18 protein-coding genes are annotated in these 14,411 nt (G+C 36.2%); 14 read left to right on the top strand and 4 right to left on the bottom strand.

Translation table 11 applies throughout. The features are described from left to right. Positions 1-96 precede the first annotated feature (96 nt). From HGJ18_RS04055 to HGJ18_RS04000, 12 genes are all read left to right on the top strand, one after another. Entirely contained in the window at positions 97-516 is a 420-nt protein-coding gene (locus tag HGJ18_RS04055; RefSeq protein ID WP_253697807.1) for a hypothetical protein, read from the top strand. 69 nt (positions 517-585) lie between these two features. Then, complete coding sequence (locus tag HGJ18_RS04050; protein ID WP_253697806.1) at positions 586-1,587, top strand: DHH family phosphoesterase; 1,002 nt, start codon at positions 586-588, stop codon at positions 1,585-1,587. Positions 1,588-1,657: 70 nt separating this feature from the next. After that, on the top strand, positions 1,658-2,200 hold the full coding sequence (locus HGJ18_RS04045; RefSeq protein WP_253697804.1) for a hypothetical protein: 543 nt from the start codon (positions 1,658-1,660) through the stop codon (positions 2,198-2,200). Positions 2,201-2,341: 141 nt separating this feature from the next. Further along, positions 2,342-3,202, top strand: a complete 861-nt coding sequence (locus HGJ18_RS04040; RefSeq protein ID WP_253697802.1) for a flagellin N-terminal helical domain-containing protein — start codon at positions 2,342-2,344, stop codon at positions 3,200-3,202. Positions 3,203-3,482: 280 nt separating this feature from the next. Continuing rightward, the gene (locus HGJ18_RS04035) at positions 3,483-4,340 is read left to right on the top strand and encodes a flagellin N-terminal helical domain-containing protein (RefSeq protein WP_253687937.1); all 858 of its coding nucleotides are present in this window, start codon (positions 3,483-3,485) and stop codon (positions 4,338-4,340) included. A gap of 203 nt (positions 4,341-4,543) precedes the next feature. Further along, positions 4,544-4,915 (top strand): flagellar protein FlaG, encoded by a 372-nt coding sequence (locus HGJ18_RS04030; RefSeq protein ID WP_002668949.1) that lies wholly within the window; start codon positions 4,544-4,546, stop codon positions 4,913-4,915. A 44-nt stretch (positions 4,916-4,959) separates the two neighbouring features. Further along, positions 4,960-6,918: a flagellar filament capping protein FliD gene (gene fliD / locus HGJ18_RS04025; RefSeq protein ID WP_253697798.1), complete on the top strand. Its 1,959-nt coding sequence runs from the start codon at positions 4,960-4,962 to the stop codon at positions 6,916-6,918. 9 nt (positions 6,919-6,927) lie between these two features. After that, entirely contained in the window at positions 6,928-7,521 is a 594-nt protein-coding gene (locus tag HGJ18_RS04020) for a DUF8042 domain-containing protein (RefSeq protein WP_253697797.1), read from the top strand. 13 nt (positions 7,522-7,534) lie between these two features. Then, positions 7,535-7,795, top strand: coding sequence for a hypothetical protein (locus HGJ18_RS04015; RefSeq protein WP_002689336.1), 261 nt, complete (start codon positions 7,535-7,537; stop codon positions 7,793-7,795). Then, positions 7,795-8,226, top strand: a complete 432-nt coding sequence (gene tsaE / locus HGJ18_RS04010; RefSeq protein ID WP_253697796.1) for a tRNA (adenosine(37)-N6)-threonylcarbamoyltransferase complex ATPase subunit type 1 TsaE — start codon at positions 7,795-7,797, stop codon at positions 8,224-8,226. The genes HGJ18_RS04015 and tsaE overlap by 1 nt, the downstream gene beginning before the upstream one ends. After that, positions 8,223-8,879 (top strand): tRNA (adenosine(37)-N6)-threonylcarbamoyltransferase complex dimerization subunit type 1 TsaB, encoded by a 657-nt coding sequence (gene tsaB / locus HGJ18_RS04005; RefSeq protein ID WP_253697794.1) that lies wholly within the window; start codon positions 8,223-8,225, stop codon positions 8,877-8,879. Before tsaE ends, tsaB begins: the two co-directional genes overlap by 4 nt. 28 nt (positions 8,880-8,907) lie before the next feature. Further along, positions 8,908-10,077, top strand: a complete 1,170-nt coding sequence (locus HGJ18_RS04000; RefSeq protein ID WP_253697793.1) for an HD-GYP domain-containing protein — start codon at positions 8,908-8,910, stop codon at positions 10,075-10,077. Positions 10,078-10,080: 3 nt separating this feature from the next. Here the strand turns inward: HGJ18_RS04000 and hemW are convergent, their stop codons facing one another. Together hemW and lepB are read right to left on the bottom strand one after the other, a co-directional pair. Continuing rightward, positions 10,081-11,253: a radical SAM family heme chaperone HemW gene (gene hemW, locus HGJ18_RS03995; protein WP_253697792.1), complete on the bottom strand. Its 1,173-nt coding sequence runs from the start codon at positions 11,251-11,253 to the stop codon at positions 10,081-10,083. Next, the gene (gene lepB, locus HGJ18_RS03990; protein WP_253697790.1) at positions 11,253-11,954 is read right to left on the bottom strand and encodes a signal peptidase I; all 702 of its coding nucleotides are present in this window, start codon (positions 11,952-11,954) and stop codon (positions 11,253-11,255) included. The genes hemW and lepB overlap by 1 nt, the downstream gene beginning before the upstream one ends. A gap of 73 nt (positions 11,955-12,027) precedes the next feature. Between lepB and smpB the strand changes: the two genes are divergently transcribed. Together smpB and HGJ18_RS03980 are read left to right on the top strand one after the other, a co-directional pair. Continuing rightward, positions 12,028-12,492, top strand: coding sequence for an SsrA-binding protein SmpB (gene smpB / locus HGJ18_RS03985; protein ID WP_253697789.1), 465 nt, complete (start codon positions 12,028-12,030; stop codon positions 12,490-12,492). 3 nt (positions 12,493-12,495) lie between these two features. Further along, on the top strand, positions 12,496-13,362 hold the full coding sequence (locus HGJ18_RS03980; protein WP_253697788.1) for a TP0183 family DNA metabolism protein: 867 nt from the start codon (positions 12,496-12,498) through the stop codon (positions 13,360-13,362). Here the strand turns inward: HGJ18_RS03980 and HGJ18_RS03975 are convergent. Both HGJ18_RS03975 and HGJ18_RS03970 read right to left on the bottom strand, forming a co-directional pair. Then, complete coding sequence (locus HGJ18_RS03975; protein ID WP_253697787.1) at positions 13,359-13,913, bottom strand: L-threonylcarbamoyladenylate synthase; 555 nt, start codon at positions 13,911-13,913, stop codon at positions 13,359-13,361. The genes HGJ18_RS03980 and HGJ18_RS03975 overlap by 4 nt on opposite strands. Next, the gene (locus HGJ18_RS03970) at positions 13,888-14,337 is read right to left on the bottom strand and encodes a septum formation initiator family protein (protein ID WP_253697786.1); all 450 of its coding nucleotides are present in this window, start codon (positions 14,335-14,337) and stop codon (positions 13,888-13,890) included. Before HGJ18_RS03970 ends, HGJ18_RS03975 begins: the two co-directional genes overlap by 26 nt. Positions 14,338-14,411: the final 74 nt, after the last annotated feature.

Below are 14,411 nucleotides of genomic sequence, written 5' to 3'. Positions count from 1 at the left end.
TTTTTTATAAGTCTTTGTCAATATTGTAAGATTTTTACGCCTTTATGCTTGCAAAATTCATAACTTATGTGTATAATGGGGTAACTGGAGGAATATATGAAGAAATCAATATTAAGCTTGGTCTTTTTAGTTTTAATTTTTTCCCTTTTTACGATTGCCCCGGCTTTTTCACAAAAGATCGATGAATCGGATGTTTATTATGTAAATGTTCAAATTTTGAAAATATTTGCACATTCAAAGGGCTTTTATGTTATTTACCGAAGAGCGGGATTAAAACATGCAGAAGTTTTTATTCCAAAATCTTGGCTTGAACCCCAAGACGGGCGAGCTAAAATGGAATTGGTAAACACCAGAGTTAATCCGTATTTATCTTTTTATCTTAAAGACGGAAAATTTGATCATATAAAAATAGCTGCTCCCAGAGATTTGGGAAGCTCGGTCTGGGGCGCATTAAAAGCACCAAGCGAATATGACAGTAAATTTGACGGCGTAGAAAGTCTTGAACTAAAATTTTAATATCCAACACAATCTAAGCTATTTATATCCTCTAAGGTAAACATCTTAGAGGAATTTTATGAGGAATACATGCATAACAATAGCAGCTCAACAATCGGGAAACCTTTAATTCCCCAAAAATTATCGGGATTTTTAAATGCGTATGAAAATTTTATAATTGCAGGTCATAAAGAGCCCGATGGGGATTGTATCGGAAGCTGCCTTGCAATGTCTTTCTTTTTGAAGAGAAAAAATAAAAATTGTATTTTAATGTCGGCGGGACCTTTTAAACGTACCGAAATAAAGGAATATGAACATCTTTTTACGGATAAGCTGGAAATTTCCGATAAAATAAATCCTAAAACTACAGGGCTTATAATCCTTGACTGTTCAAACTTTGACCGTGTAGGTGAAATAGCAGAGCTTATCAGCGGTTTTAATTACATCATAATCGATCATCATGCTACCAATACCGAAAAATCGGATACTTCTCTTATAATGCCGGAAGCCCCTTCTACAACCTATCTAATTCAGTCAATAATTGAAAAAATGGGAGAAAAGCTTACAAAAGAAGAAGCCGATGCCCTCTTTTTCGGTCTTTGCACGGATACGGGATTTTTTAGACATTTGGATGAAGGAAGCGCAGAGGTCTTTGCTTACGCATCCCGTCTTATTGAAGCCGGAGCCAATCCAAAACAAACCTTTATGAAAATGAACGGAGGTAAAAAATTTGAATCACGCCTCCTTATTTCCAGAATTCTAAACAGAATGAAGACCTATTATGACGGAAGACTTGTTATTTCGTATGAAACTTATGATGATTTACTGGAATTCGGCCTTGAAAGCAGGGATTCCGATATTTTGTATCAATTGATTCAGTCGATAGAAGGGGTTGAGGCAATCTGTATTGTACGGCAAGACTCTCCAAGCCACTGTTCGGTAGGTTTTAGATCCTTAGATAAGATTGATGTAAGTAAGATTGCCTCATCATTTGGAGGCGGAGGACATAAACAGGCTTCAGGCTTGTACATAGAAGGGAAATTTGATGATTTAATTCCAAGGTTTGTTGAAGCCTTTGGAACTCAAATGTAAGTTTTACATTGTTTTTTTTTAAATAATGTGATAGAATACTTTATGATTACAGTTTTATGGGAGAATAGTCTTGAATAATGATGAAATTTTGTTTCCGCTATTAGAAAAAGGTGATATCAAACGTACAATGGAGCTGGCCTCTAATGAGAACAAAAAACCTTTTGAAATTGTCTCTGAAGGCATGAACATAGTGACAGCATCTATTTTAGCAGATATACCATCAGTTTATAAAATGGATTTGATAAGAAAGGTAGGAGCCCTTTTTTCTACTCAAGAGTATTGCGAACTGCTAAATCAAAAAATGTTCACCCTGAAACCTGAAGAACGCGATAAACTAAAAGATCAGGGTATTCTTATAAATAAAGAAACGACCCTTCCCTATTGCCAATGGTTTAATATTTTTGAAATAGCCTTTCCTTGGCTGCCCCTTTCCGTTTTTGAAGATTTTGCGGTATATCTTAGAGACGAAAAAAAGCTGATACTTGATAAAGAAACTATTGAAATTGTAAGAGATAATTTTTCAATATCAAAACGATATTCTGAAAGGGAGCTTTCCCGTCTTTTTGATTCAAATGCACTAAAAGACCCGGCAGATATCGATGATGAATCTTAAAACCTCATTTTTTTTTAATTTTTTTTAAAAAAAGCCTAAAGTTTTAGAAACAGAAAACCGAAGATAGATAATGAGGGTTTTCTGCCCTCAAAACAAAGCAAGGATGCTTTGTAAACACATTATTCCAGGGAGGAATATCTTATGATTATCAATCACAACATGAGTGCGATGTTCGCACAGAGAACGCAGGGTGTTACCAATGTACGCATCGGTAAAGACATCGAAAAACTTTCATCCGGTCTACGCATTAACCGTGCAGGCGATGACGCTTCCGGTCTTGCAGTTTCCGAGAAAATGAGAAGCCAGATTCGAGGTTTAAACCAAGCTTCTGCAAACGCTTCAAACGGTATTAACTTTATCCAAGTAGCCGAAGCATATTTGCAGGAAACAACCGACATCATGCAGAGAATCAGAGAGCTGGCTGTTCAGTCTTCAAACGGTATCTACTCTGCCGAAGACAGAATGCAGATTCAGGTTGAAGTTTCTCAGTTGGTTGCAGAAGTTGACCGAATTGCAAGTTCAGCTCAATTTAACGGTATGAACATGCTTACAGGCCGTTTTGCACGCGAAACAGGTGAAAATGCCGTTACCGGTTCTATGTGGTTCCACATCGGTGCCAATATGGATCAGAGAATGCGCGTATACATTGGAACAATGTCGGCAGCAGCTCTCGGTATCCGAAATGTCGGTGATGAAAAAATCATGACAATCGAAACAGCCGATGCAGCAAACATGAGCATTGGAACAATCGATGAAGGTCTTAAAAAGATCAACAAGCAAAGAGCAGATCTTGGTGCATATCAGAACAGAATGGAGTTGACTGTTGTCGGTATCGACATTGCTGCCGAAAACCTCCAAGCTGCCGAGTCAAGAATCCGAGATGCAGACATGGCAAAACAGATGGTAGAATATACAAAGAACCAAATTTTGTCGAATACCGGTATTGCAATGCTCGCTCAGGCTAATAATAACAGCCAGCTTGTAATGTCTCTTTTAAGGTAACAAATTTGTAAAATACTCTTGTATTTTTTTAATTATAAGAGTATAATGTGTTAAGTGTCAGGGGAAATTCCCCTGACGCTTAAAAGATCTTTGAAAAAATGCCCTTGATGGGCGGCCCTTATGAAGCCCTGTATTACAGTATTATTAGCAGTTTGAATAAAATTGTTAATAATACTGTCTTTATAATTTGTATAAAAGGCGCAAAATTTTATGCATTTATAAAATACAGGAGTATTTTTCAGCAAAGGATGCTGAACTATAGGACTTCAGGGAGGGTCATATGATTATTAATCACAATATGAGTGCAATGTTTGCACAGAGACAGGGAGGAGTCAACGAACTTCATCTCGCAAAAAACATCGAAAAGCTTTCCAGTGCGGAAAGAATCAACCGTGCAGGTGACGATGCTTCCGGTTTAGCCGTATCCGAAAAGATGCGCAGCCAAATCAGAGGTTTAAACCAAGCCGGACAGAATATTCAAAACGGTGTTTCTTTCATTCAAGCAACGGAAGGTTACTTAGGTGAAACGACAGATATAATACAGAGATTAAGAGAGTTGGCTATACAAGCCTCAAACGGTATTTATTCCGCCGAAGACAGGATGCAGATTCAAGTTGAAGTTTCACAGCTTGTTGACGAAGTAGACAGAATCGCAAGCCATGCTCAGTTTAACGGAATGAATATCCTGACAGGCCGCTTCGCTCAAGATTCCGTGTCGGGACCTATGCAGCTCCATGTCGGTGCAAATATGGATCAAAGAGAAAAGATCTATATAGGAACAATGACAGCTACAGCACTCGGTATTATAGGAGCACAACAAGGCGGAGAAGACAAGATGATTTCAATGTCTTCAGTAGACGGTGCAAATATGGCACTGGGAGCCCTTGATAATGCTCTTAAACAGATTAACAAGCAGCGTGCAGACCTAGGTGCATATCAGAATAGGTTTGAAATGGCATATAACGGTATAGCAATTGCTGCCGAAAATATGCAGGCTGCCGAATCAAGAATCCGAGACGCAGACATGGCTAAAGAGATTGTAGACTATACAAAGAACCAGATCTTGATCCAATCAGGAACTGCTATGTTGGCACAAGCCAATGCTCAGCCTCAAGCTGTTGTCAGGCTTCTTCAATAACAAAGCAGATCTTGTAAAGGCCGATACGGAAAGAGATAACCGGATGTCATCTCTTAAAATTAAAGGCCTTTAGAATATTTAGGAAGAAAGAAGATGCGCCCTTCTTCTTCCTTTTTTTTACTGCTAAGAGTTGATGCTTAAAACGTTAAACTATATTTAGATGTCACGGATGATGTCTATTTTTAAAGCCAAGGAGGTTTTTTATGAGTATAGAAATAAACGGCATAGGGCACCAAGCAGCATTACAACAAAAACGTGATACAGTGATTAACGGCTCAATGAGAGCTGCATCGGATGTAATAGTACAAAAGGAAGCTGCCGAACAAGCCGAAAATCAAAAAACGCTGGTGGACCCGAATGAAATCTCAAAAGCGGTTGCACAAATCCAAAAGTTATGCGACATGTGTGATCGAAAATTACAATTTAGAGTAAATAAAGAAACAAACCGCATCGTTGTTAAGGTAATAGATGCAAATACCGACAAGGTAATAAGGGAAATACCATCCGAGGCAATACAAAGACTGCAGGCAAGAATACTTGAAACAGTCGGCCTTTTATTCGATGAATCAATATAGTCGGAAATTTCCCTTTTTTAGGTATTAAAAAAATAGGGGTTTAAATGTCCGATTTAAGTATACCGGGAGTCAACAGTACATACGAAAAGCTCGTTGAAGCTTTGATGAAAAAGGAAAGAATTCCTCGTGACAGAGAAGCCGAAAAACTCGAGCGTCTAAAATTGCAGGATGATTCCTGGAGGCAGGTAAATAAATTTTCTCTTGAAGTACGAAATGCCGCCAGAGACCTATATTCTTTTAATAATCCCTTTGTAGAAAAAATAGCAGAATCCTCAAATGAAAGATCCTTTACCGCAACAGCTTCAAGAGGAGCCAAGGATCAAAACGTAAAACTTAATATAGTTCAAGTTGCAGACTCCGATAAATTTTTAAGTACCGAAATCAATAATGACCTTCAAATAAAAAAAGGTATATATACTTTTAAGGTAGGAGAAAAAAACATATCCGTCAACTGGAAGGGCGGAAAATATAAGGGTTTTATAGACCTTGTAAACTCAAGAGCAAAAGAAATTTTAAATATAAGCGAAATAAAAATAACCCCGGATACAAAGTCCTTACTTTTTTCATCCAACATAACAGGAGCAAAAAACAGATTGGAGTTTGCAGATGATGCCCTGCCCTTTGCCATTGAAATGGGACTTATCAAAAAAAATGACACATCTGCCATAAAAACTTCAGTTTCCTCCATTGAAACTAAGCCGGAGACCTCTCAAAAAATAGATTTTTCCGAAGCTGTAAGAGCCAAGGGGCAATATGTTATGGAACTTACGGTTTCAATTAAGGAACCGTCAAAAGAAGCCGTAAAAAAAGAAGAAACGGGCGAAAAAATTTATGAACAAATAGGCTCAATCGCATACAGAGGTATTGTAATACAAAATGAACCTTCAAACGACGGCCTTGAAAAAACGAAAATGGAACCCAAGGAAGCCTCAGGTCCAAAAGTTGATATGAATATTTTAGCCCTAGAATCGACAAGAGGAGTACTTATTCCCCTGCCCCCTCTTTCGGAAAATGCCGAGACACAAACAATTACGATTCCTTTGGCTGAATACGGAGACGTAAAAGCTCTTGCAATAAACAATAATAATTCCGACAAGGCCGTCTTTATAGAAAATATTAAAATATTTGATCCTAAGGCGGCCGGAGACTATGTTCCCGTAAACCCGGTTTCAACGGCACAGGATGCCATAATCAATTTTGAAGGCATTCAAATTAAAAGAGAAAAAAACGATATCGACGATTTAGTGCCTAACGTAACCATTCATGCCCATGAGTCTTCGGAAAAGCAGGAAAAACTTACCATAAAACCGGATGTAGATGCCGTCAAAAATGCGATCATCGAGTTGGTAGCCAAATATAACCGTGTTTTTGCTCAAATAAATATTTTAACGCAAAATAAGCCGGAAATCATAGAAGAACTGACCTATTTTTCAGAATCGGAAGTTGAAGATGCTCAAAAAAAATTGGGGCTTATGTATGCTGATTCTACTTTAATGACATTGAAATCCAATTTAAGGCAAACAATAAATACACCCTATAAGCCTGCAGACGATTCCAAAATATTTATGCTGGCCCAACTTGGAATTTCCACAAAATCCGATTCTTCGGGCGGCATAGACATGTCGCGCCTTCGAGGATACCTTGAAATTGACGAAAAAAAGCTTGATGAAGTCTTAAAAAACAATATGGAAGAGGTAAAACTTTTTTTCGGATTTGATTCCGACGGAGATATTTTAATAGATTCAGGCCTTGCTCATGCAATGTATGAATACATAAACCCGTACACACAAAGGGGCGGGGTCTTCGGCATAAAAACCGATTCTTTAAAACTAAAGATGGATTCTTCCCAAAAAAGAATAGAAAACTACGACAAAAAACTAACAGAAAAAGAACTGGCGCTTAAAAAGAAATACGGAATAATGGATGGAACATTAAAAAGTTTACAAAAACAGTCCCAGACGATGGATAATTTTAACAAGCAACTTCAAAATCAAAATAAATAAGGAATAAAAATGAAAGTAAAATTAAACGGACAAGAAATCAAATTAAAACTTGAACAAGAAATAACCATAGGTGATGTTCTTGGGAATATAGAACAAGAATGCAGAAATCAAAAAAGTACTATAACCCAAGTTTTAGTTAACGGAAAAGAATTAACTTTAAACGAACTTGATGAGCTTTTTCAAGATTCTCATCAAACAGAAATAAATATTGAACTGTTTACAACAAGCGGAGAGGATATACGGATACTTTTAAAAGGACTTGGTGATGAATTTATAAAAAATTCGGAAGAAATCGAGAAAATTCCTATTAAGGTTCAAACGGGAAGCGATGTCGAAATTATAAAGACAATTGAAACCTTCTCTATTAATCTGGCAAAACTCTATGAAACAGCTAAACTATTTGACATTGCAGATATTAATGCAGATCTAAAGTTAGGAGAGATGACCATCAGCGAATACCAAAGAGAAATATCTTCTAATTTGGACGCTATTATTAATGCAATTGAAGATACCGATACGGTAGAAATTTCTGATATTGCAGAATACGAATTGGCACCGCTTGTAAAAAAGCTGGGAAATGGTCTATTATCAATAAAAGCATAAACGGAGATGAAAAATGATTGTTTCTGAAATAAAAGATATTGAAAAAGAAGATACACATATATATTACAGACAAAAATATGTCGGAACAGCAATATATACAATATTGGGTAGAGAACAAAACGGAAAGGTAGAATTTTTTGTAGAACATAAGCCGACGGGCGAAACCGAAATACAGGTACAGATGATAGACAAAATAGACTATCCTGTTTTACAGATCATGATGGAATTAAAAGCCTGCGTCCGCCGTTTAATCGAAACAAGGAAATTACCGTAATGGAATTTACAGTAAAAACCGAAGAAGATACTATTAATTTAGGAAAAAAAATAGGAAAACAGTTAAAAAAGGGAGATGTAGTAGCCCTTGACGGATCTTTAGCAGCAGGAAAAACCTATCTGACAAAGGGTATTGCCCAAGGCTTGGATATTGAAGAAGATATTACAAGCCCTACTTTTACCCTAATATCGGAATACTCAGGCCGTCTGCATCTATATCATATGGATGTATACAGACTTGAAGGAGTTGAGGATTTTTTGGACCTTGGTACTGAAGAAATGTTATATGGAGATGGAGTTTGCGTGATTGAATGGAGTAAAAAGGTAAAACAAGTATTACCCCCAAGCACTATTTATATCGGCATAAGTGTAAATGATGATAATTCCAGAAAAATTATCATCAATAACAAGGACTTTTGTAAGGCTTTATGAACATAGTTTGTATCGATACATGTTTTTCCTCTGTTGCAATAACGGCTCAAGGAAATGCCGGTACATTTACCTCCGTTTTTACACCGGCTAAAGCCAGACATTCTGCCATACTGATCCCCGCAATAGAAGCCGCCGTAAAACAGGCAGGTTTTTCTATAAACGGAACCGATGTTCTAGTATGCCCCCAGGGGCCCGGAGGTTTTACCGGTTTGAGACTTGCTTACTCAACAGCAAAAGCGATTCAGCTGCAAACTAATGCTCGGTTTTTTTGTGTTTCTATTTTGGAGGCTTTTTGTTCTAAATATGGCGACAAAAATCAATTTTTATCGGTTATTGATGCAAAAAGAGACTGCTTTTATGTGCAAGCATTTGAAAACAAAAAGCCGATCTCGGAAGCTCTTGATATAAGAGTAGAAGATGCACTTAAACTGATTGATAAAAACAAAAAAACTATTATTTGCGGCTATGGGACTGAAAAATTTAGTGAAGAAGCGGGAGCATCTATTGAGCCGAATAATATTACCTTAATAGAAGCAGACAAAGAAACCTTTTCAAAAACTTTACTTGATTGTTTCCTTACAAATCAAGCCTGTAATAAAGTTGAAGATCATGAGGGACCCGTGTACATCAGAAAGAGCGATGCAGAGTATTAGGTATTTGAAGTTATAAGGATTTTAGCCTATGAAAAAAAGGAAAAACAAAAATAAATCTAAAACAGAGAACAATGAAAAAGATTTTCTAACCCTCGATGAAGTAGAAATGCTTGATGAAGTAGATGAAGAATTGGAAGAAATGCAGGAAAACCTTTATCAAGACGATCAGGAAAATCCGAACAGCCCGATAAATTTTAACAATACTGAAATTAAAACCGAGGTTTTAAAAACAGCTGTAGACTTACTTGCTACACCTACTGTTTGTTCAATGCTCTTGGATAAAAATTTTTTGATATTATACATAAGCGATGCAGTAAACCATCTTTTTGAAGGTTATCACAATATAGAAAAAAAACCGTTTTTTAACATATTCGGAAGCACACTTGAAAAATCCGCCCTCGACGACCTTTTAACAAAATTAAAAAGCCCTAATAGAGGCTACTCATGGTCAGGAATTTTAAGGCATAAGACAAGATACCGTAAAACTATGTATACAAAGACAAACATATTCCCTTTATTTGATAATAATACACTCAACGGATATTGGGTTATGTTTGAAGATATAAGCAGTTCTTACTTAAATCAGCATAAGGGTATGATGGAAAGTCTCTTAAATGCATCAAAATTAAAGGATAATGATACGGGCTTTCATAATGAAAGGCTTAATTATTATTCAAAAACTCTTGCTGAAGCCTTGTTTAAGGAGAATTTGTTTCCTCAAATAGATGCGGATTTTATAGATAATATTTCTTCTCTGGCAGCCATTCACGATATCGGAAAAATAGGAACTCCCGATTATATTCTACAAAAAAAAGGAGCTCTTAATGATGTAGAATGGGAGGTTATGAGAGAACATACTATTAACGGAACCCTTATCCTTGCGAACTATCCTATCCATATGGCAAAAGAAATTACTCTTAGTCATCATGAGCGCTGGGACGGAAAAGGCTATCCTTATAAGCTTGCAGGTGAAATGATTCCCTTATCTGCACGTATAGTGGCTGTAGCCGATGTTTACGATGCACTTCGAATGAGAAGATCCTATAAAGAAGGAATATCTCATAAAGAAAGTATCGAGCATATTATAAATGGAGCCGGAGCCCATTTTGACCCTACTATAATTAAAGTCTTCAAAACCATAGATAAAGAATTTAGTTATATATGGGAGCAAAATAAGGATCAAAATCAGGCCGTATAAATTTTAAAATAAGGAATCAATTTCTTGAAATAGTTCCTGTAAAAATAAATTCAAGTAAAGAAATCCTTTTTCCGTTAAATAAAATCTTTTTTCCGTCAAAACGGCCTCATTCCTATCCAGCCATTTTGAAATAGTTTTTCCTGCAAATACCGAAATATCCTTACCAAACCTCGATTTAAAAAAAGACCTGTCAATACCCTCGGTAAGTCTTAAGCCCATCATAAAAGCTTCTTCTATAAATTCTTTTTCATCAATGGTTTCATACTCATACACTTCATCCCTATTTTTTAAGGTCATCCATTTTTCTATATTTTTAATTGCAGAAAATCTCAATGCGTTAGCATGTGCGTGAGAAGGTAAAGCATCTTTATCAAAAAAAATTGAGCCGAAGGCTCCCGGGCCTACCCCTATATAATCCTCCAACCTCCAATACTTCTCATTATGTATACTTTTGTATAAGTTTTTATATGAAAAATTAGACACTTCATACTTATTATAGCTGTTTTTCTCCAAAACATCCTTACCATAGCTCCATAACTCGGCTATTTCATCATCTTTTTCGGGCGGTACCTTTGTATTTGAACAGAGGGCATATAGTGAAAAATGCTCCGGTCTAAAATGTAATAAGGTCCGGATATCATCTTTTAAAATATCCGATGTTTGTTTATCCAGCCCTGCAATTAGATCACAAGAAAGGTTTAGACCTTTTTGACTGCGTAAAAGCTCAAGGGCTGAAAGGCTCATTTTTCTGCATCCCCTCCTTTTACAAGCACTTAAAACATCATCATTAAGAGATTGGATTCCTACAGAAAACCTATTAATTCCTCCACTGACTGCAGCGGACAAAAACTCTTTAGTTAAATCTTCAGGATTAATTTCAACGGTAAATTCTCTATGAGGATTTTTTTGAGCAGCCGGTATTTGCGATGAAAGATAATAAAGATCATCAGGAGATAGAAGAGACGGAGTTCCTCCGCCTATATAGACGGTATCCCATTCGTTTATGGAATACTTATCCGCTTGGATTTTTATATCTTCAGTCAATCTTAAAACAAAGGGACTTAAATGACCCGATAAGATATTTTTAAACCGTCCGGCACGAACAGAAAAAAAATCGCAATAATTACATTTTTGGAGACAAAAAGGTATGTGTATATAAAGGCCGGCCTTTTTCATCAATAGGATTTAAATTCTTTAAGCGGCCAATATTTTAAAATAATTTTCCCGCATATTTTTTTATCTCCTTCAACTGCTCCCCAAAGACGGGAATCATCAGTGATTATCCTATTATCGCATAATACAAAATATTCGCCTTCTTTTAGAACAGTCTCCGGGTATGCTCCCGAAAAAGGTAAGGATGAATCCCAATGCTCCGGCAAATCCTTAACTTCAATATCATAATTTTGTTGAGCCAACTCAAATTCGGTCAAAAAATGACTCGAATCCTTAGTTTTTATGTGCAATACAAAATTTTCCATATAAAGAGTATCTCCGGGTAAGCCTACAATTCTTCGTATGGAATAGGCGTCTTCACTCTGCAAATCAAAGGGCCGTAAAAGCTGAAATGTAAAAAAGCCTGTAAGGGTATTTACAACCGATTTAAAAAAAGGCTTATTTTGCGATAATGTATCATCGATGACAACCAAGTCGCCGCGTTTAGCCGACACCTGAGAATAGATAGGAGTCATTAAAACCATATCTCCCGTAGAAATTTCAGGAAACATAGTGTCGGTCCGTAATCTATAAGTTTTTAACAAATATGATGTTATGAGTATATATGAAAGAAAAGTAAAAAGCACCAAAAAAACAATAAAAAAAACTTTGTTTTGGTATTCCCTCTTTGCCGTATATGAAAAATTTCGATATTTTGCAGTCATTATTATCCCTCAATGCATAATATCATTTTCCGCTATCGTTGACAAGTGTCTAATCTATGAATATAATGTGCATATGGAGAAAACACCTGTAAAAATCATAGCAAAAAACAAAAAGGCTTTTTTTAATTATACCGTTGAAGAAAAAATAGAATGCGGCTTAGTCTTAAGAGGTACGGAAGTCAAATCTCTCAGAGAAGGAAGAATATCTTTTCCCGATGCCTTTGCCGAAATTAAAGATAATGAAGTATGGGTTAAAAATTTTCATATTTCGGAGTATATTTACTCTTCCGTTTTTAATCATGATCCCGAAAGGCCTAAAAAACTCCTTTTAAAAAAGGATGAAATAAAAAGATTAAAACGAAAGGTTGAGGAAAAAGGTTATACCCTTGTTCCCTTGGAATTTTACTTTAAAAACGGTATCGTTAAGGTACTCTTAGGTGTTTGTAAGGGTAAAAAGACCTTTGATAAGCGGGCAGATATAAAAGATAGAGACATAAAAAGAGATATGCAAAGGGAGATAAAAATAAGGGGTAAGTAAATAATGAAGATAAAAAAGTGTTACGGATTTTTAATATTTTTGCTTTTAATGCTGTCTATACCGGTTTTCAGAGCCGGAAGCATGTTGTATGCATCACCTACTGTAGGTGTTTTTAAACTTGAATCTAAAAATATAACGGAACAAACAACGGCAACAATCAGTAATGCTATTTTCAGCTTTGTAAAAGAATTAAAAAAATACGATATTGTAGATATGCGTTCTACTCCGGTTACCGAAACGGATGCTCAGCAGCGCTTCGATTATGTTTTTGCAGGTAAAATCACCGGACTGGAAAACGGAATACAGCTTGAACTTATGTTAAAAAATTCGTCGGATAAGATCACAAGACGGATATCTAAAATTTATCAAAGCGTCAATTTAATCCTATTGGACTCGCGGGTTCTTGTATCGGATATTTTTGATAAGTCGGTTAATTTATCGGTTACTTATAATCCGGAAGACTCAGATCCTAAGGAGGATGCAGAGGTAGAAGAGGTAAAAAATATCGATATACTTTCAGGCTCATGGCAAGGAGAAGAAGGTCTTGAAAGGGTTGAACTTATGAGGGGTGGAAGAGGAATAGCCCTCCTTTCGAGCGGAATAACTATCCTGCTCCAAATAAGAGTGCATGAAGGCTATTTAACAATAAATCAGTCAGGAAAACCCCTGCCAAGACAATTTATCAATTTACCTGATGAAATAGCCAAGAAAGCTGCGGAGATGGGAAAAACTCCCTCGTGGAAATTTTTGGTTTCTGCCGACAATAAGATTTTAGTCGGAGAAAAAACAGATATCGAAATAGTCTATCACGGAAATACCCTTGTTTCGGTAAATGAAGTTATAAAAAAAGTACGCTGGATAAAAAACTAAAAACTTATTTTTAAGGCACCCTGCCTGATTATACAAGGCTCCTTATCGGTTAAGCTTACAATCGTGGACGATAAGCCTTTTTGCTCTCCTCCGTCAACTATCAACGAAACCTTATCTTCAAACTCGCTTATTATATCCCTGATATCACTTAAAACAGGCTCTCCCGAATAGTTTACGCTTGTAGAGTAAATGGGGAAACCCGTCTTTCCTATTAAATTTCTAAGCCAGACATCATCGGGGCACCTAAAAGCCGAAGTTCCCCTGCCCTCCTTATCCCTTACTATTATGCTCAAAGGAGCCGGCCAAAGATTTAATAAGATTTCGGGAACATGAGTATCCGTATATTTATAAATATCTTGAGGTTTTTCAATGAGGCTGATAAAACTCTTTTCAGCCCCTCTTTTTTTGATTTTAACGATTTTTTCTTTTGTAAAAGGCATTATACCCGAAAAACCGTAAACGGTATCGGTAGGAACTATTATAATTTCACCCTTTTTTAAGACAGAAGCTGCTGTTTCTAATGATTTAGGATCTTTTTTTAAAATAACCATCTTTTCTTACCGCCAACATCTGAAAAATTATAACAATTATACCTAAAGATGCCGCTATTGTTTTGCATATGTAATCTGAAAGAAAATACGGAGTTTCAATTTTTAAGATTGTTCCGGGATTTAAGCCCTTCCCAAACCCGGAATTAAAGTTCACGAGCTTAATTATTCCCTCATTATCATATATATAACCCAATTCATGGGCATAAATAGCAATTGTTTCAGGATCATAGGTTAAATTTCTTATCAAACTGTCCAAATCGTCTCCGGTTTGCCTAAGAGAACGGACATGGCTTACAAGAGTATCCCGCTGAGTTTCTATAAAATGCTGTGCATATATTCCCTTAGGACCTAAAAACACGGTCAAAACAGTGTAAGCAAAAACAGTAATAAAAATGGGAATAAGTACTTTAAAATAGATTTTCATAATCTAAAATATATAACGGCATTTTATGTTTTTTTCTTGAATTTTTTGACAATTTATTTAGACTAAATAATTTA

This window comes from Treponema denticola (genome assembly GCF_024181405.1).
Lineage (GTDB): Bacteria > Spirochaetota > Spirochaetia > Treponematales > Treponemataceae > Treponema_B > Treponema_B denticola_D.
Note: the sequence above shows the minus strand (reverse complement) of the source record. Positions and strands in the feature narration are given on the sequence as shown.